The sequence below is a fragment of the Pseudomonas urmiensis genome (genome assembly GCF_014268815.2).
Lineage (GTDB): Bacteria > Pseudomonadota > Gammaproteobacteria > Pseudomonadales > Pseudomonadaceae > Aquipseudomonas > Aquipseudomonas urmiensis.
Genome location: NZ_JABWRE020000001.1, coordinates 3,332,872 through 3,350,406, shown reverse-complemented (window position 1 = coordinate 3,350,406; position 17,535 = coordinate 3,332,872). Strand labels below are relative to the sequence as shown.

Genomic DNA, 17,535 nt, shown 5'->3' with positions numbered 1-17,535 from the left:
CATAGAGGCAGACCCATGACCCAGGAAACCGGCGGATTCGCCGCTCTCGGACTTAACCCGAACATTGTTGCTGCCGTACTGGCCACCGGCTACGAAGAGCCGTCCGCCATTCAGCAACAATCGATTCCGATCATCCTCGACGGTCATGACATGATCGGCCAGGCGCAGACCGGCACCGGTAAAACCGCTGCCTTCGCTCTGCCGATCCTCAATCGTATCGATGTGAGCAAGCGCGAACCGCAAGCCCTGATCCTGGCGCCAACCCGTGAGTTGGCGCTGCAAGTTGCAACCGCTTTCGAAACCTACGCCAAGCAAACGCCAGGCGTTAACGTAGTAGCTGTCTACGGTGGTGCCCCAATGGGCCCACAGCTGCGTGCCATTCGCAACGGCGCGCAAATCGTCGTAGCTACCCCAGGCCGTCTGTGCGACCACCTGCGTCGTGACGAGAAAGTCCTGTCGACCGTTCAGTACCTGGTACTGGACGAAGCCGACGAGATGCTCAAGCTGGGCTTCATGGATGACCTCGAAGTGATCTTCGACGCCATTCCGGCCACGCGCCAGACCGTGCTGTTCTCGGCGACCCTGCCGTCGTCGATCCGCAGCATCGCCGAGCGTCACCTGCGCGAGCCGAAGCACGTCAAGATCCAGAGCAAGACCCAGACCGTTACCGCGATCGACCAGGCGCACCTGATGGTCCACGCCGACCAGAAGATCCCGGCTGTGCTGCGTCTGCTGGAAGTCGAAGAATTCGATGCCTTGATCGCCTTCGTGCGTACCAAGCAAGCCACCCTGGACTTGGCCGCTGCCCTGGAAGCCAAAGGCTACAAGGCTGCCGCGCTGAACGGCGACATCGCCCAGAACCAGCGTGAGCGCGTAATCGACTCGCTCAAGGATGGCCGCCTGGACATCGTCGTCGCCACCGACGTCGCTGCCCGTGGTCTGGACGTACCGCGTATCACCCACGTGTTCAACGTCGACATGCCGTACGACCCAGAGTCCTACGTGCACCGTATCGGCCGTACTGGCCGTGCGGGTCGCGAAGGCCGTGCACTGCTGCTGGTCACCCCGCGTGAGCGCCGCATGCTGCAGGTCATCGAGCGTGTAACCGGTCAGAAGGTTGCTGAAGCCCGCCTGCCTGGCCCACAAGCTGTACTGGATGCGCGGATCAAGAAATTGACCGCAAGCCTGGCGCCGCTGGTGGCCGAAGCAGAAGCCAGCCATGGCGACCTGTTCGACCGTCTGACCGCTTCGCTGGAATGCACGCCACGTGCCCTGGCCTCGGCCCTGCTGCGCAAGGCCACCAATGGCCAGCCGCTGGACCTGGCTTCGGTTGAGCGCGAGCAGCCACTGGTGCCGACTAGCGGCCCACGTGGTGAGCGTGCCGAGCGCGGTGAGCGCAGCGATCGTGGCGAGCGTAGCGACCGTGGTGACCGCGAGCGTCGCGCGCCAATGCCACTGGCTGAAGGCCGTGTGCGTTGCCGTACCGCCCTGGGTGCCCGTGACGGTATCGCCGCCAAGAACCTGTTGGGTGCGATCCTCAACGAGGGCGGCCTGGCCCGCGACGCTATCGGCCGCATCCAGGTGCGCGACAGCTTCAGCCTGGTCGAGCTGCCGGAGGATGGTCTGGAGCGTCTGCTGACCAAACTCAAGGACACCCGCGTAGCCGGTAAGCAGCTCAAGCTGCGCCGCTATCGCGAGGATTGATCCTGGCGCAATGAAAAAATCCCCGGCCTAGGTCGGGGATTTTTTTGCCTGTCGAGCTAAGAATTATGCCGGATGTGCTGGCCTCTTCGCGGGCAAGCCCGCTCCCACACGGCTTGATGCGATCTGTGTGGGGGCGGGCTTGCCCGCGAAGAGGCCGCTGATCTCAACACAAGGCTTTAGTCAAACCGATAGATATCCATTCCCAGCGCACCGAGGGTGAACCCCTGGTGCACCACACCAAACTTGTCACCCGCGCCCAAGGCAAAGAACAGCGGCAGCAAATGCTCATCACTGGGATGATTGCGTAGCGCATGCGGCGCCTGCTGGCGGTAGTCGAGCAGGGCAGGGCGGTCATCTTCCTTGAGCCTGTCGACCACCCAATCACGAAACGCCAGTGCCCAAGGCTCGATCGCATCTGGCCCGGCATGCCAGTCCAACTCGCCCAGGTTGTGCGTGATGCTGCCCGAGCCGATCAGCAGAATACCTTCATGGCGCAGCGACTCCAGCGCCTGGCCCACCTCCAGTTGCAAGCGAGGCCCGGCCTGGCTGGGCAGAGAAACCTGCACTACCGGGATGCCCGCATTGCGGTACATCAGCGACAACGGCACCCAGGCACCATGATCGAACGGTCGCTGCTCATCCAAAAGCGCCGGCAGGCCCGCAGCGGTCAATTGCGCGCTTATCTTGCGGGCCAGCTCGGGGTCACCTGGCGCCGGGTATTGCACCGCGTACAGCGCCGGAGGGAAGCCGTGGAAGTCATGCCAGGTGTGCGGCTGCGGATTACTCATGACCAGCAGCTCACGGCTCTCCCAGTGCGCCGAGACCACCACGATCGCTTTCGGTCGGGGCAAGGCGTTGGCCAGTGCTGCCAAGGCCGGTCCGCTGGCGCCAGGTTGCAGGGCGAGCATGGGCGATCCATGGGAAATGAACAGGCTGGGCAGCATGGCGGGGTCCTGACAGTTAAGATGCAGCCATCTTCGATCAGTTGAAGATCGAGATCCAATATAAGTTTTCACCGCGAACTATCGAAAAATCGGGAGCGAACATGCAGCCGGCGTTCTGGCACAAAAAGTGGGCAGACAACCAGATTGGCTTTCACCAGGCTCAGGTCAACCCCTATCTGCAAGCGTACTGGCCGCTCGCTGAGCTAGCGCCGGGCAGTCGGGTGCTGGTGCCGTTGTGTGGCAAGAGCCTGGATATGATCTGGCTTGCCGCCCAAGGCTATCGGGTGTTGGGCGTGGAATTGTCGAGGCGGGCGGTAGAGGACTTCTTCGCTGAGCATGGCTTGCAGGCGCAGGTGTCGCAACAGGGCGCCTTCGAAGTCTGGCGCAGTGCTGAGGTGGAACTATGGTGTGGCGATTTCTTTGCCTTGCAGCCTGGCGATGTTGTCGATTGCGCAGGCCTTTATGACCGTGCTGCGCTGATCGCCTTGCCCCAGGAGATGCGCCATCGCTACATGGCGCTGCTGTCTGAACTGCTACCAGCAGGCTGCCGAGGCGTGCTGGTGACACTCGACTACGAGCAGGCCCGTGTGGACGGGCCGCCGTTTTCGGTGGCAGATAGTGAGGTGCGCGCTGGCCTGCGCGGATGGCAGGTCGAGCAGGTGCAGCAAGAGCAGGTTATCGGGCAGAGCCCGAAGTTTCAGCAGGCTGGGGTGACGAGCCTGTTCGAGCGGGTTTATCGGCTACACCACTGAGCCACAAAAAAGGGCGACCGAAGTCGCCCTTTCTAATGGCTGGTAGAGGATCAGCCGCGGCGACGCAGCGCCTCGATACGCTCTTCCAGCGGCGGGTGGCTCATCAGCAGGCCCGCCAGGCCTTGCTTGAGGCCGCCGTTGATGCCAAACGCCTTGAGGGTGTCGGGCATGTGCACCGGCATGCCTTGCTCTACGCGCAGGCGCTGCAGCGCGCCGATCATTGCGGCGGTGCCGGCCAGCTGGGCGCCGGCTTCGTCGGCACGGTACTCGCGGCGACGCGAGAACCACATGACGATCATGCTGGCCAGGATGCCCAGAATCAGCTCGGCGACGATGGTCGCCACGTAATAGGCGATGCCTTGGCCTTCTTCGTTCTTGAAGATCACCTTGTCGACGAAGTTGCCGATGATGCGGGCGAAGAACATCACGAAGGTGTTCACCACGCCTTGCACCAGCGCCAGGGTGACCATGTCGCCGTTGGCCACGTGGCCGATTTCGTGAGCCAGTACCGCGCGCACTTCATCGGGCGAGAAGCGCTCCAGCAGGCCTTGGGACACTGCCACCAGCGCGTCGTTACGGTTCCAGCCGGTGGCGAAGGCGTTGGCCTCGTAAGCCGGGAAGATACCCACTTCGGGCATCTTGATGCCGGCTTCGCGCGACAGCTCCTCGACCGTTTGCAGCAGCCACTGCTCGTGGCGGGTGCGCGGCTGGGTGATGATTTGCGTGCCGGTGCTCATCTTCGCCATCCATTTGGAGATGAACAGCGAGATCAGCGAGCCGGCGAAGCCGAACACGGCGCAGAACACCAGCAGCTGGCTGAGGTCGAGATCAACCCCGTTGGCCGCCATGAACCCATTGAAGCCAAACAGGCTCAGGGTAATGCTTGCAACCAGCACCACCGCAAGGTTGGTGGCTACAAACAACAAGATGCGCATCATGGTTGTTACGTTCTCCTGACGGATAAAAATGTTGCGTACTGCGGGGTATATAAGGGGGAGATGACGCCGATTCAACCGGTCGACTATTTCAAACTGTGTAGCGCGGAGTATGGCAGAGGAAACTGGCCGGTTTGTGGGATAGAGCGTTGCAGGATGTAAGAAGATTCGCGGCGCTAAGCATTGAATGGGCCGCAAAGCGGCCCCAAGCTCAATTACTGCTGATAGGTACGCAAGAAGTTGCCAATCCGCCCAATCGCCTGCTCCAGGTCATCGACCCGGGGCAAGGTCACCACGCGGAAGTGATCCGGCCACGGCCAGTTGAAGGCGGTGCCTTGAACGATCAGCAGCTTCTCCGAGAGCAGCAAATCCAGCGCGAACTTTTCGTCATTGAGGATTGGGCACACCTTCGGGTCGATCCGTGGGAAGGCATACAGCGCGCCCATCGGCTTGACGCAGCTCACCCCGGGGATGGCATTGAGCAGTTCATAAGTGCGGTTACGCTGCTCCAGCAGGCGGCCAGGCGGCAGCACCAGGTCATTGATGCTCTGGTAGCCGCCCAGGGCGGTCTGGATCGCGTGCTGGGCCGGCACGTTGGCGCACAGGCGCATGTTGGCCAGCATGTCGATGCCTTCGATGTAGCTCTGGGCGTGGTGCTTGGGCCCGGAGATGATCAGCCAGCCGGAGCGGAAGCCCGCCACCCGGTACGACTTGGACAAGCCGTTGAAGGTCAGGCAGAGCAGGTCAGGCGCCAGCGAGGCGGTGCTGATGTGCACGGCTTCGTCGTAGAGGATCTTGTCGTAGATCTCGTCGGAGAACACCACCAAGTTATGCTGGCGAGCCAGTTCGAGCATGCCCAGCAGCAGCTCCTTGGAGTACACCGCGCCCGTGGGGTTGTTCGGGTTGATGATCACCAGCGCCTTGGTATTGGGGGTGATCTTGGCCTTGATGTCTTCAAGGTCAGGGAACCAGTCGGCCTGCTCGTCGCACAGGTAGTGCACCGGCTTGCCGCCCGCCAGGCTCACCGCAGCGGTCCACAGAGGGTAGTCAGGCGCTGGGATCAGCACCTCGTCGCCATTGTTGAGCAGGGCCTGCATCGACATCACGATCAGCTCGGAGACGCCGTTGCCGAGGTAGATGTCCTCGATGGTCACGCCTTCGATTTCTTTTTGCTGGCAGTACTGCATGACGGCCTTGCGCGCGCTGAACAGGCCTTTGGAGTCGCTGTAGCCCTGGGCGGTCGGCAGGTTGCGGATTACGTCCTGGAGGATCTCGTCCGGCGCCTCGAAGCCAAACGGCGCCGGGTTGCCGATGTTCAGCTTGAGGATGCGGTGGCCTTCCTCTTCCAGGCGTTTGGCGTGCTTGAGCACTGGGCCGCGAATGTCGTAGCAGACATTGGCGAGCTTGTTCGATTTACTGAACTGCATGATGTGATCCCGATTGAGAAGTCGCAGGCGCCGCCGTCGAAAGGTTTGAAAGGGCGTGGCGCGGGTGCCAGACTTGAGGCCTGGCACACGAAGCCAACTAATATACGTGCCACCCGCGCCCTGGAAAAGACGGTGCGGCGTGAAATTCAGCCTGCCGAGGTTCCTACATGCAAAAGATCGACAAAACCCTAGAAGAGTGGCGCGAGATGCTCGACCCTGCGCAGTATCAGGTCTGTCGTCTGAAGGGCACCGAGCGGCCCTTCAGTGGCAAGTACAACAGCGAGAAGCGCGCTGGTGTCTACCATTGCATCTGCTGCGACCTGGCACTGTTCGATGCGCAGGCCAAGTTCGATTCCGGCTGTGGCTGGCCAAGCTTCTATGAGCCGATCGCGCAGAGCGCGATGATCGAGATTCGCGACACCTCCCACGGCATGATCCGCACCGAGGTCACCTGCGCCCAGTGCGATGCCCACTTGGGGCATGTCTTCCCTGATGGCCCGCCACCGACCGGCCTGCGCTACTGCATCAACTCGGTGTGCCTGGATTTCAAACCGCGTGACTGACCGGAGAGCGCCAATGGCTGACTCGTTGCTGGATATTCCCTGCGTTACCCTCACCGGCGAGCACAAGCTGCTGGGCGATTTCCAGGGCAAGGCTGTACTGGTGGTGAACACCGCCAGCCAATGCGGCTTCACCCCGCAGTACAAAGGCCTGGAGCAGCTGTGGCAGGACTACCGCGAGCGTGGCCTGGTGATCGTCGGGTTCCCCTGCAATCAGTTCGGCAAGCAAGAACCTGGCGATGCCCGCGAGATCGCCACGTTCTGCGAAACGCGCTTTGGCGTGAGCTTCCCGTTGATGCGCAAGATCGAGGTCAACGGCCCCGGCGCCCACCCGCTGTTCGTCGAGCTGAAAAAACGCGCCCCCGGCCTGCTGGGCACGCAGAAGGTCAAGTGGAATTTCACCAAGTTCCTGCTCGACCCGGTCAGCGGCAAGGTCACCCGCTTTGCTCCAGCGACCAAACCTGAAGCGCTCAAGGCCGCCATCGAGCCGCTGCTCAACCGCTGACCGGCACCCAGTGCTCGATCAGTGCCAGTAGTTCTTCGCGGCGAAACGGTTTGGCCAGGTAGTCATCCATGCCCGCCGCGCGGCAGCGTTCGCGCTCCTCGGGCATGGCATTGGCGGTCAGGGCGACGATTGGCAACTGCGGCCAACGACCGCTCTGGCGAATCCGCCGGCTGGCTTCATAGCCGTCCATGATCGGCATGTTGCAGTCCATCAGCACCATGTCGACGTCTTCTTGCTCCAGCACCTCCAAGGCTTGCGCGCCTTGGGTGGCGAGCAGTACATCGCAGCCGAGCTTGCCCAGCATGCCCTTGGCCACCAGCTGGTTGACCGGGTTGTCCTCCACCAGCAGGATGCGCGCCCGGCGCTCGTGCAGCTTGGGGAATTCGTGTGGCAGTGGGGCATCTGGCGCGCCCCCTTGAAGCATTCGCCGCAACGTCTGATACAGCGCATTGCGCGCCAATGGCCGCGCCAGTTGCACCAGTGGCGCCAGGCGCTGGGCCTCTTCGCCGGGGAGGAAGTTGCCGTAGGCGGTTACCAACAGAATCGGCGCCGTGACCGCAGGGCGCAGATCCAGCAGATGCTCCACGTCATCGGTGATCAGCAGATCCAGGGCGCTGTGAGGGAGTTCAGCGGCATCGTCCAGCCGGGTGAAGGTCAGGCCCCAGCCAGGCAACAGCCCGGACAATAGCTCGGACAGGCCACTGCCAGGCTTGCTCAGCGCCACCACCTGGCCGCGCAGCTTCGCCGGCGCAATCGCCTCGGTGTGGGTGGGTAGCGGCAGGTCGGCACTGAAGCGGCTGCCAAAGCCGGTTTGCGAATGAATGTGCAAGTGCCCCTGCATGGCCTTGCACAGGTTGCGTGTCAGCGCCAGGCCAAGGCCCGTGCCGCCATATTGGCGGGTGATGCCAGCGCCGGCCTGGGTGAAGGGCTGGAAAATGCGCACCTGGGCTTCTTCGGGGATGCCGATGCCGGTATCGCTGACCTCCAGGCGTACGCCACCGACGATAGGCATCAAGCGCACATCGACCCGGCCAAAGCGGGTGAACTTGAGCGCGTTGGACAGCAGGTTGCTGACGATCTGCCGTACCCGGGTCGGGTCGCCCAGCACCGTGCTGGGGAAGTCCGGCGCGATCAGGCAAGTCAGCTCGACACTGCTCGCGGCGTTCTGCGACAGCAGGTTGGCGGTGTCTTCGACCATCGCTCCCATATCGAAGGCAATTCGCTCCAGCTCCAGCTGGCCAGCGTCGAACTTGGACAGATCGAGGATATCGTTGAGCAGCTCCACCAGCACCTTGCCCGAGTCGTGGGCTATCGACAGCTGTTGGCGCTGCTCGGCCGCCAGCGGGCTGTCCAGGGCCAGCGCGATCATGCCCAGCATGCCGTTGAGCGGGGTGCGGATCTCGTGGCTCATGTTGGCCAGGAACGCCGCCCGTGCCTGGGCCATTTCCAGGGCGCGGCGGCGCGCCTCTTCCAGGTCCTGATTGGTCTGGCTGAGCCGGTCGTTGCTGGACTTGAGTTCGTTGGTACGCGCCGAGACGATGTTTTCCAGTTCGTTGAGGTACTGCGTCAGGCGGTTTTCCGCAGCGCGCCGTTGCTGGATTTCAGTGGCCATGCTGACGAACTGTTGGTTGGCCACTTTGACCAGCACGCCAATTTCGTCGAGCTCATGGCCGTGCGGGCAGTCCAGGCGGGTCTGCTGTGGCTGGCGCGGGTCGCTGTTGCTCAGCGCGGCGATCACCGTGACCAGCGGTTTGGTCAGCATCATGTAGAACAGTGCCAGCAGGATCCCGGTAAGCACCAGGCTGCGGGCAAAGCCATTGAACAGGGTGACCCCGGCACGGTCGAGGAAGCGGCTGCCGAAGGTGTAGGTGTCGACATCCAGGTACAAGGTGCCGAGGTATTCGTGGGGCATGTGCGCCAGGTACAGGCGATCCTGGAGCTGGCGATACTCGCCGAAGAGAAAGTCGCTCAGTGGCCGGTAGCGGTCTTCCAGGCGCGGGCGCTGGACGTCTGCCAGCACCGTGTCATTGTTGTCGATCAAGCGCGCGCGGATCACCGCTGGCGATTGCAGCAGCCCGCCTGTCAGCTCCTGGGCCAGCTCGGCATCGATGTTATAGGCGATGCGCGAGGCCGGATTGTGGCTGATTTGCAGCAACGCCTGCACTTCGCGGTTGATGGACGCGTCTTCGCTGGCATAATCGATGCCGATCTGGATGAGACTGAGCAATGTTCCCAGGATGAAGCCGACCAGGACTGTCAACCGGGCTTGCTTGTATGACAGGCGATTGGTGAACTTGATATCCATGTGTCCCGAGCCGGTTCCTCGCTCCTGCGCTGCGCAAGCATAGCCGATCAACCTCGGCTGCTGGCGGGTCTGTCGAACATTCAGCTGGAAGATTGCTGTTGGCAGTGCCGGCCCTATCGCGGGGCAAGCCCGCTCCCACGCCTGCGCCCTCTTGAAGATAGGCCGGCGTGGGAGCGGGCTTGCCCCGCGATAGGGCCGGCACTGCCAACCAAAACCTCAAAGCCTCGCCTTGCCAGGAGTCACCATGGACCCCCGCTTGAACGCCTTCCTCGAACGTGCCGAATCTGTCCTCGCCCGTCTCGAGCCGCTGCTGCCGGCGCCGCGCCCGCAGATCGACTGGAATACTACCCTGGCCGCGCGCTGGCAGCGCGATGGCCGCAGCGGCTACCTGATGCCGCTGCACGTCAGCCTGGATATCCGCCTGAGCGACCTGATCGGCGTCGACAAGCAACGCGATCAGCTAGGCCGCAACACCCATCAGTTCATCAACGGCCTGCCGGCCAACCACGCGTTGCTGTGGGGCTCGCGTGGCACAGGCAAGTCATCGCTGGTGCGCGCCTTGCTGGCCGAGCATGCCGATGCCGGGCTGCGCCTGATCGAGATCGAACGCGATCACCTGGCCGACTTGCCGCGGGTGGTCGAGCAGCTGCAAAAGCTTGAGCAGCGCTTCATCCTGTTCTGCGACGACCTCTCGTTCGAAGCCGGGGAGGGCGACTACCGGGTACTCAAGAGCGTGCTCGATGGCTCGCTGGAGCAGGCGCCGGACAATGTCTTGCTGTACGCCACCTCCAACCGTCGCCACCTGGTGCCGGAGAAGCAGAGCGACAACGAAAACTGGAAGATGGTCGACGGCGAGCTGCATCCCAATGAAGCAGTAGAAGACAAGATCGCGTTGTCCGACCGCTTCGGCCTGTGGCTGTCGTTCTACCCCTTCAGCCAAGAACACTTCCTCAACGTGGTCGAACACTGGATCGGTCAGTTGGCCAGCGCCGCCGGGCTTGACTGGCAGCGTGACGAGGCGCTGGAAATACTCGCCGTGCGCTGGGCAACCGGGCGCGGTAACCGAAATGGCCGTTGTGCCTATCAGTTCGCCCGCTACTGGGTCGGGCTGCAATTGCTGGAGCAGAAATAAATGATCGACCTCAATGCCAGTGGCGCAGGCCTAAACGGCTATGACTTGCTGGCTGCGCAAGTGCAGGCACTGTTCGCCGACGAGCGCGACTTCATCGCCAACGCCGCGCAGTTCTCGGCTTTTCTCTATAGCCAGTTGGATGACCTGAACTGGGCGGGCTTGTATATCAATCGCAACGAGGAGCTGGTGCTTGGCCCGTTCCAGGGGCAAGTGGCCTGCGTGCGCATTCCGTTCAGCAAGGGTGTGTGCGGGGCAGCGGCGGCGACCCAGCAGACTCAGCGGGTGGACGATGTGCATGCCTTCCCTGGGCATATCGCCTGTGACAGTGCGTCCAACAGCGAATTGGTGATTCCCTTGGTGAAAGAGGGCAGGCTGATTGGGGTGCTCGATCTGGATAGCCCGAAGCTTGCGCGGTTCAGTGAGGCCGATCAGCAAGGGTTGGAAAAGTTGGCGGCGATCTTTCTTGAGCTGACCGACTGCTGAGCATGACAAAGGGGCCTGACAAGGCCCCTTTTTGGGTCAATCGTAGATGACCTTCTTCTTCCAGGTCTCATCTTCATCAGTCTTGAGCCCCGCCGTCAGCTCATTCTGATCATTCTCCGCCGGCTCCATCTGATCGAGCACCATCGCGTTGGCCCGTGCCAGCAGCTTCTCCAGATAGGTCAGCTGCTCTTCATATTGTTTAGGCTCAGGCTGCTTGCGCAGATACTGCACACCCCGCTCGAACGCCAACCGTGCATGCCCTGGCTGATTCTGCTGCAGCGCCTGCTGCCCCAGGTTGTTAAAGAACTCGATATGCAGCAATACCAGGATATGGCGGATTTCCTTGACCCAGTACTTGCCCTCATTGGTCGCCAGGAAACCTTCCTGGGTAGCGCGCACGATCTGGTTATGCAGCGCTTCGAGCAAGAAACGTACATCCTTGGCCTTGACCTCGGTTTGAATCGGGCTGGGTGGATTGTTCACGGGCAGCTTGTCGCCCTGGGCAACCAAACCTTCAAGTTCAGCCAGGCGGCCTTTGAGGTCACCGTTGTGCTTGTCCACCGCCAACTGACGTTGGGTGACGTTCAGTTCCAGGCGAGTCATCAGCAGCTTGAGGGCAGGGGTCATCAGCTGGCCGGGGAAGGTTTCGTTGATTTCCCCGCAGCGGCGCGCGCGTTCGGCCAGCTCGATCTTCAGTCGGGCGCGCTCAAGCTTATTGTTCTCGACCACATTATTGAGGTAGCCGATCACGATCAGTAACGCGATACCGGCCACGATGAGCAGGGTGATCAGAAGTGGTGTCACCGTTAACGCCTCATGAAGAAGTTTTGCATCATTGAGTGTAGTGAGTTCGCCAACAGGCGAACAGTGCAGCCTGGCGGACTGAACCGCGAGTACCCTGTGGGAGCGGGCTTGCCCGCGAAGAGGCCGGCACGCCTGCCGCAATCTATATGTCGGCCCACTTCTCGATTTCTCAAGGTAGTGGCACTTTGCTGCGAGCTTGCCGGGCCATCGTCAGAAAATCAACGCCAATAGCCAGACACATCCTGCCCGCAGCGGTGACAACTAGGGAAGTCATTGATTTAAATAAATTTATACAAAGGGGTTGACGGCTTTCCATCCCATCCCTAGAATGCGCGCCACTTGCAGCGTAAAGCACACAGCGATACGCCGTAGGGAGTGAAAGCAGGCAGTAATGCCAGCAGCGTGTCCCCTTCGTCTAGTGGCCTAGGACACCGCCCTTTCACGGCGGTAACAGGGGTTCGAGTCCCCTAGGGGACGCCATATTGCGGGAATAGCTCAGTTGGTAGAGCACGACCTTGCCAAGGTCGGGGTCGCGAGTTCGAGTCTCGTTTCCCGCTCCAGTTTCTCCGGCACTGCTTAAGGGCGGGGCAGGAAAAGAAAGTCCAGGTCGAATCGTGAGGTTCAGTATCTGGCGCACTGAAAAGTGTTGTGTGTCCCCTTCGTCTAGTGGCCTAGGACACCGCCCTTTCACGGCGGTAACAGGGGTTCGAGTCCCCTAGGGGACGCCATTTGCGGGAATAGCTCAGTTGGTAGAGCACGACCTTGCCAAGGTCGGGGTCGCGAGTTCGAGTCTCGTTTCCCGCTCCAGTTTAAATACTGTGGCGTTCGCACGGTGCAGTGGTGGTGAAGGTCGTCAAGGTGCTTCACGCCGATTAGCGGTAAAGCTTCACATTGCGGGAATAGCTCAGTTGGTAGAGCACGACCTTGCCAAGGTCGGGGTCGCGAGTTCGAGTCTCGTTTCCCGCTCCAAATTAAAAACGCCACTTCGGTTGAAGTGGCGTTTTTTTATTTATGCAATTGTATAGTGCCTAAACGCATGAACATCGCTGCTCCCTTGAGTTGGCATGGCGTTGCTTTTGGGGCGGGTGCTGCTAGAAAGGGCGGGCGAGGACGCTTTAAAAGTTTTCTGAGCCATCATGGCGGCTTTAGTTGCTTTAGCTGTTGCGAGCGTTAATGACAAATCCAGGGCTGCAGTACCCATTGATACGTAATCTAGAATGTCTGCAGCTTGCATCATTCCCTCGTCATTCTTTGCAAAACCCACAGCGCTGACTACAGTGCTAGCGATGGTCAAGCTGGTGGATACTACGTTCATCAGCGTCATGGCAGACAGCAGGCCGGTAAAATAAATACCGACACCGAGGCTGGCTACTGACAAAATGATGGATGCGATACCCACGCCAATTATTTTCGCAAGAATACCCTTCTTCGCCTTTTGCATTTCTTCTTCCGCACGTTTCACAGCGGCTTCATATTCATATCGGCGGTAGCGATAGTAACGCTCACTCTCAGTCTCATAAGCAGAGGTCAGTTCGATACCTCGTGCGCCAGCGCTGTATGCGGTCCTCTCATATGCCCTGGTTAAAGCGATACCTTGGGCGAAGTGCCCCGTCGGATCGCGGAAGGCTATGGGGTTTCCTTGGGCGTAACCGTAGTCATTGATGCCACCCTTGCCGAAAGGGCTGAGCGAGTCGGGGCTATGGAAGCGCATGAGGGTCGGATTGTAGGTACGATAGCCGCTGCCCAGCAGATACCAGCCGGTGGCAGGGTCGATGAGTTCTCCGTTGAAGCCCAACAGGCTTGACCACTGCTCAGCATCTGACGAAAGCGCTCCATAGGACGAGTAGCTGGCATCCTGCCGAGTAGCATCCGCAGCTTCAGTGATGATGCTGCCATTGGCATTGCAGTGCAGTAACAGGGGGGATTCCGAGCTTGCTGGACCTTGCTGAGCCAGGGGTATGTCCAGGGCATGCAGCCACTGTATTTTATGGGCGCCACGAATAGCGAAACGCAGGCGATTTTCTTCGAATATCAAACGCGTTTCATCGCCATCGGCGCCACGTTTGGTGTACAGCAGTTGCCCGAGTGCATCATACCGGTAAGTGCTGTGTGGTTGCTGATCGGTGCTCCCGTTGGTGACTTGCAGCAGGTGCCCAAGTGCGTCGTATGCCAGCAGTCGTCCTTGTTCATCTTGCTCTAAGTGGCCGTCCGGGGTGTAGCGTAATGGGGGCATAGGGTTTTTACGGGCGGGATGATGGATAATTGACTGCAGTTGGGTAGGGTTGCTCACGTTTGCAAGGTGCTCGGTGAGCTCATCTTCGCCGTTGTCGAAATCACTGCGATAACAAACAATATTATCGAAAGCATCAAAGATAAAACTTTGCTTTATGATGTTCCGCCCCAGAGCGTCTTTCGGCAGAAGGGTGCCTCTGTACTCATGCGTCGATAAGCGTTTGTGGGTGTCGTAACCAAACGATTCACCGAGTAGTAATGAACTACCCTCCTTGAGTTCTCGTCGTCGAAGCAAATCGTCAAGACCCCAGGTTTGAGTCACCGTTCGTATGGCTTGGTTGTCCAACGTTAGCGTGCGAAGAACTTCGCGGTCGTGCTCGTCATACTCGATGGTGGTCTTGTTGAGTGGCCCGGCCTTCGCGGTCTTTTTTAGCTCGACCGAGTTTGGGCGCCCCAGCGAGTCGTAACCGATCTCTACGCTGAGCGGCGTCTGCTCGATGCGGATGACTCGCCCTTTATCGTCATAGTGCCAGCGTGTGGGGGCAAAGTCGGTTGCTGCTTCACTGAGCACGAGTCCTCTAAGGGAGTGGCGTTTCTCGCGATTGAAAACGGCCTTGCCATTTTCTTCCCAGGTCTCGCTCTTCTGTCGGTTGTTCCAGTCGTAACCAAAGCGTCTTACGCCGTGTTGGTTAGTGGCGCTCAGCAGATTCGCGCGGACGTTATCGAAAGTAAACTCACTCTGAAATTCTGCTTTGGCTTCGCCCATCAGCGTGGTGTTGAGGGGGAGGTCAGTAAGCGTGGGCAGGTAGTCGAACTTCAGTATTCTTTCAGCGGCGGTAATACGTTGCTTGGGCAGGCGCTTGCCTTCATCATAATCAAGTTTCTGCGTGCGTGTACCTGTCGTAATTTGCGTAACACGGTCAACTCCATCATATGTTTTGCTGCCCAACTCAATGAGCGGATCGGTTTGCCCCGCAGGGCCGGCGTAGGTGATTTGGACTTTGGTGGGCAGATCCTCGCTGCTGTGCATCGCGTAGGCACGTTTGACCTTGGCGTTGTCCGGCAATTGGATCTGAGTGACACGCTCCCAAGGGTCGTAAGTGAAACGTGTGCTATTGCGGTGTTCATCTGTTTCCTTTACGCACTGCCCCAGCCCATTGTATTCATAGCGCTGGGTACCTGCGCTCACACCGTGACGGTTGAGTCTTTCAATTTTATCCGGTTTGCCAAATACGTTGAACCAGGTTTTACGCCTGCTGCTGATCTGGGGCGCTTCGCCCGCCGACTGGCGCCATGTTTCCACTGTGCGGGTTTGGGCGGCATTGGCGCCGACCATGTCGTTAAGCGTGTGCTCTTGGACACCGTCTGGTTGTTCGACCCAGTTCTGTTGGCTCCAGTGATCATAGGCGTAACGATGCCGGAGCGTTGGGAGTGACTTGGCCCCATCGAAATCGTATTTAAGTGTCTTTGTGACTCTGCCGAAATTGTCGTATTCGATGGCCTGGATAACGAATGATCTCTTCAGGTCAGCCTCATCGATATGATCACGGTGTTCTTTCACCGGATGCCCCAGCCCGTCCAGATGGGTCACCGTGGTTATGCCGTGCGCAGTAATAAACGTCTGTTGTGCTCTGTCGTTATCATTGGCGCACAGCGCGTAGTGGTAGTGGCGTGTTGCCGCGTGATCAGTGCCTGGCGCTACTGCTTCTGTGCTGATGCGACGCAAAAGGTCGTATTGATAGCTGACTTGTACACCTTCCTCATCTTCGCTAAGTAATAATTCTCCAGTGAGCAGCGAGTGTTCGCTGGTCGTGGTTTTTTTGATGATGTTCGTGGCGCTGTTGTCGTGTCCGGTGACCGTCTGGGTGGTCACCAGCACTGTTTCGTTATTGTCATGAGTGGCAAACGTTGGCGCCCGAGTGGCGTAGGTGTAACTGGTCTTGGTTGGCAGGTCGTTCATGGTGAGCGTGTGCTCCTCCAAACGGCCATAGGTGAGAGGCTGCTCGATGCGCTCGAAATACTTGTACTGGGTGCTCTGCAGGGGCTGGATCACTGCCCCTCCCTCATTGATCTGATCCAGCGTCTCTACCTCTACGACATGCCAAGCGGTGGTGCTCGCATTGCCTTCATACGCCGGCAGCGTGCGGTAGCGATAACCCTGGGACAGGATCGGTGCATCGAGCGTTTGCCCAGGCTTGGCCGGTGTCACGGTCTTGCTCTTGAGGTGGCGTACGAAACCACTTGGGTCTGCCGGGCACTTGTCGATCTCTCCGGCGGCGGGGTACCAGAGGCTGGTTTCGACCACGCCGCTGGGGTGCTCTACGGTGTGCAGGTTGCCGTCATCGTGATAGGTACGCTTGAGCACCTCCGTTCGGGCAGTGTCGGTTTTAGCTTTGCGCCAGGTGGTAGTGGTGGTCAGCGGCAGCTGGCAATAGGCAGGCTGGTCCTTGAAAGGTTTGCCTTCCGTATAGGCATAGCTGGTCTCCACGGTCTGGATGTGCAGGTCATCCGCAGGCCCTTGGCTGGTGATCTCACGGGTCAGCAGGTGGAACTTGTTGAAGTGCCGTTCGATGCTGCGCAGGCTTGTTTTGCCATCGGCGCTCAGCAACGTTTCTACCGAGCCATAGCGATAAGGGTTGGGATGCTTGTAGAGGATATCCAACCCCGGCGTGGGTTCGCCGAGCGCGAGGTTGGCCCCCAGGAAGTTATTGTCAGCCTGGTAGCCGTCTTCTTCGGTGTTCACTGTGTACGCGTAGCTGACGATTTGATTGCAACTGGCGCCGGCCTTGGGCACCTCGTCGGCGTTACCAGGCCGAACCTCATGCTTGGAAACCCTGGGCAGGGTGCCGGGAAGGTTGTTACTGCGCTTATGCCCTACCGGATCATAGGTGATGAGCTCCCAAGCACCGGTAGGGGTACGCACCTCTGCAAGACAGTTGTAGGTATGGCTGACGGTATACATGAAGCGCCACTTGGCCTGATTACCATCGACCGTCGGTAATTGCAGTTCAATCACCCGGCCTTGCGTATCCAATTGCATGACGAAGCGTACCTGGGTGGCGGCAGCGCCCTGCGGATTGAGGGTGATCTCCACTTGGCGCTTGCTTTCATCACGCTTGATTTCGAGCAGCGGGGCATAGACGCCTTCGACGTCACTGCCCTCGATGCTGGCCAGCCGGTCGTAGGTCTGGCCATCAGACTCGAAGGACGCATAGGTGAACTTCAGCGGCAGGGTTTGCCGAGTCCAGACCTCGACAGGCAGCGCGACAGGCCGGCTGGCAGCGCGGATTTGGAGTTTTTCGAGCAGCCCGGAGCGGTGCTCGACGAGGTAGTGGGTCGATCCGCCATCGGCTACTTCATCCAGGTGAAAGCTGTCGAGCTTCTTCTCTTCCATCAGCATTTGCGCGCCGTTACGGCTGGTGACCAAGAAGCTTTCGCCGGTATGTAGAGCCGCCACCTGGGTATCGGGAGTGAATTGCGACAGCTGCAGGTTCCAGCCCTTGCCGTAGCCTGTGTCTTGCTGATTGAGCGGGTTGAAGAACAGCGCCAGGGGCAGGCTTGGGCCGAGCAGGGCGTTGGCTTCGACCTGCGGCAAGTTGAGCGACACCGTGTACTGGCCTGTACGCGGGTCGACGCCGCTTTGCAGGAAACTCATGAAGTTGAAGGCGTTGGAGTGGAGGGCGGTCGTGGCGGTCATAGTTTTACCCGTCGCTTAGTGTAGTGAGCTAGGCAATGTATTAATTCACTGTATA

Annotated in this window: 11 protein-coding genes, 5 tRNA genes and 1 pseudogene; 11 read left to right on the top strand and 6 right to left on the bottom strand. The window is 59.8% G+C overall.

The window, feature by feature from the left end; all coding sequences use genetic code 11:
- Positions 1–15: 15 nt before the first annotated feature.
- A complete protein-coding gene (locus HU737_RS15100; RefSeq protein WP_186557658.1) occupies positions 16–1,704 on the top strand; it encodes a DEAD/DEAH box helicase in 1,689 nt (562 codons plus the stop codon).
- A gap of 176 nt (positions 1,705–1,880) precedes the next feature.
- On the opposite strand, the gene HU737_RS15095 is transcribed toward HU737_RS15100, so the two are convergent.
- The gene (locus HU737_RS15095; protein ID WP_186557659.1) at positions 1,881–2,648 is read right to left on the bottom strand and encodes a DODA-type extradiol aromatic ring-opening family dioxygenase; all 768 of its coding nucleotides are present in this window, start codon (positions 2,646–2,648) and stop codon (positions 1,881–1,883) included.
- Positions 2,649–2,749: 101 nt separating this feature from the next.
- Here HU737_RS15095 and HU737_RS15090 point away from each other — a divergent pair, with 101 nt between their 5' ends.
- Positions 2,750–3,400, top strand: coding sequence for a thiopurine S-methyltransferase (locus HU737_RS15090; RefSeq protein ID WP_186557660.1), 651 nt, complete (start codon positions 2,750–2,752; stop codon positions 3,398–3,400).
- 50 nt (positions 3,401–3,450) lie between these two features.
- On the opposite strand, the gene htpX is transcribed toward HU737_RS15090, so the two are convergent.
- Both htpX and HU737_RS15080 read right to left on the bottom strand, forming a co-directional pair.
- Positions 3,451–4,338 carry a protease HtpX gene (gene htpX, locus HU737_RS15085; protein ID WP_186557661.1) on the bottom strand — a complete coding sequence of 296 codons (888 nt, stop codon included), beginning with the start codon at positions 4,336–4,338 and terminating at the stop codon, positions 3,451–3,453.
- A 212-nt stretch (positions 4,339–4,550) separates the two neighbouring features.
- Positions 4,551–5,762: a pyridoxal phosphate-dependent aminotransferase gene (locus tag HU737_RS15080; RefSeq protein ID WP_186557662.1), complete on the bottom strand. Its 1,212-nt coding sequence runs from the start codon at positions 5,760–5,762 to the stop codon at positions 4,551–4,553.
- Between the two features lie 167 nt (positions 5,763–5,929).
- Between HU737_RS15080 and msrB the strand changes: the two genes are divergently transcribed.
- Both msrB and HU737_RS15070 read left to right on the top strand, forming a co-directional pair.
- Positions 5,930–6,325, top strand: coding sequence for a peptide-methionine (R)-S-oxide reductase MsrB (msrB, locus tag HU737_RS15075; RefSeq protein ID WP_186557663.1), 396 nt, complete (start codon positions 5,930–5,932; stop codon positions 6,323–6,325).
- Positions 6,326–6,338: 13 nt separating this feature from the next.
- On the top strand, positions 6,339–6,827 hold the full coding sequence (locus tag HU737_RS15070) for a glutathione peroxidase (protein ID WP_186557664.1): 489 nt from the start codon (positions 6,339–6,341) through the stop codon (positions 6,825–6,827).
- Here the strand turns inward: HU737_RS15070 and HU737_RS15065 are convergent.
- Positions 6,817–9,173, bottom strand: a pseudogene (locus tag HU737_RS15065) (response regulator). The gene HU737_RS15070 and the pseudogene HU737_RS15065 overlap by 11 nt on opposite strands.
- 203 nt (positions 9,174–9,376) lie before the next feature.
- Here HU737_RS15065 and HU737_RS15060 point away from each other — a divergent pair.
- Entirely contained in the window at positions 9,377–10,264 is an 888-nt protein-coding gene (locus HU737_RS15060; RefSeq protein ID WP_186557666.1) for an ATP-binding protein, read from the top strand.
- A complete protein-coding gene (locus HU737_RS15055; RefSeq protein WP_186557667.1) occupies positions 10,265–10,747 on the top strand; it encodes a GAF domain-containing protein in 483 nt (160 codons plus the stop codon).
- A gap of 36 nt (positions 10,748–10,783) precedes the next feature.
- On the opposite strand, the gene HU737_RS15050 is transcribed toward HU737_RS15055, so the two are convergent.
- Entirely contained in the window at positions 10,784–11,551 is a 768-nt protein-coding gene (locus HU737_RS15050; RefSeq protein ID WP_186557668.1) for a hypothetical protein, read from the bottom strand.
- Positions 11,552–11,955: 404 nt separating this feature from the next.
- On the opposite strand from HU737_RS15050, the gene HU737_RS15045 reads away from it, so the two are divergent.
- The 5 genes from HU737_RS15045 (at position 11,956) to HU737_RS15025 (ending at position 12,520) form a co-directional block, all read left to right on the top strand.
- A tRNA-Glu gene (locus HU737_RS15045) sits at positions 11,956–12,031 on the top strand.
- A 4-nt stretch (positions 12,032–12,035) separates the two neighbouring features.
- Positions 12,036–12,111, top strand: a tRNA-Gly gene (locus HU737_RS15040).
- Positions 12,112–12,203: 92 nt separating this feature from the next.
- Positions 12,204–12,279, top strand: a tRNA-Glu gene (locus tag HU737_RS15035).
- Between the two features lie 3 nt (positions 12,280–12,282).
- Positions 12,283–12,358 (top strand) — tRNA-Gly (locus HU737_RS15030).
- Between the two features lie 86 nt (positions 12,359–12,444).
- A tRNA-Gly gene (locus HU737_RS15025) sits at positions 12,445–12,520 on the top strand.
- A 40-nt stretch (positions 12,521–12,560) separates the two neighbouring features.
- On the opposite strand, the gene HU737_RS15020 is transcribed toward HU737_RS15025, so the two are convergent.
- On the bottom strand, positions 12,561–17,480 hold the full coding sequence (locus tag HU737_RS15020) for an RHS repeat-associated core domain-containing protein (RefSeq protein ID WP_217838534.1): 4,920 nt from the start codon (positions 17,478–17,480) through the stop codon (positions 12,561–12,563).
- Between the last annotated feature and the right edge of the window lie 55 nt (positions 17,481–17,535).

What these genes read in the sequence shown, in the direction of transcription:
- HU737_RS15100 (WP_186557658.1), top strand. Translation starts at nt 16, where the DNA reads ATGACCCAGGAAACCGGCGGATTCGCCGCTCTCGGACTTAACCCGAAC.
- HU737_RS15095 (WP_186557659.1), bottom strand. Translation starts at nt 2,648, where the DNA reads ATGCTGCCCAGCCTGTTCATTTCCCATGGATCGCCCATGCTCGCCCTG.
- HU737_RS15090 (WP_186557660.1), top strand. Translation starts at nt 2,750, where the DNA reads ATGCAGCCGGCGTTCTGGCACAAAAAGTGGGCAGACAACCAGATTGGC.
- htpX (WP_186557661.1), bottom strand. Translation starts at nt 4,338, where the DNA reads ATGATGCGCATCTTGTTGTTTGTAGCCACCAACCTTGCGGTGGTGCTG.
- HU737_RS15080 (WP_186557662.1), bottom strand. Translation starts at nt 5,762, where the DNA reads ATGCAGTTCAGTAAATCGAACAAGCTCGCCAATGTCTGCTACGACATT.
- msrB (WP_186557663.1), top strand. Translation starts at nt 5,930, where the DNA reads ATGCAAAAGATCGACAAAACCCTAGAAGAGTGGCGCGAGATGCTCGAC.
- HU737_RS15070 (WP_186557664.1), top strand. Translation starts at nt 6,339, where the DNA reads ATGGCTGACTCGTTGCTGGATATTCCCTGCGTTACCCTCACCGGCGAG.
- HU737_RS15060 (WP_186557666.1), top strand. Translation starts at nt 9,377, where the DNA reads ATGGACCCCCGCTTGAACGCCTTCCTCGAACGTGCCGAATCTGTCCTC.
- HU737_RS15055 (WP_186557667.1), top strand. Translation starts at nt 10,265, where the DNA reads ATGATCGACCTCAATGCCAGTGGCGCAGGCCTAAACGGCTATGACTTG.
- HU737_RS15020 (WP_217838534.1), bottom strand. Translation starts at nt 17,480, where the DNA reads ATGACCGCCACGACCGCCCTCCACTCCAACGCCTTCAACTTCATGAGT.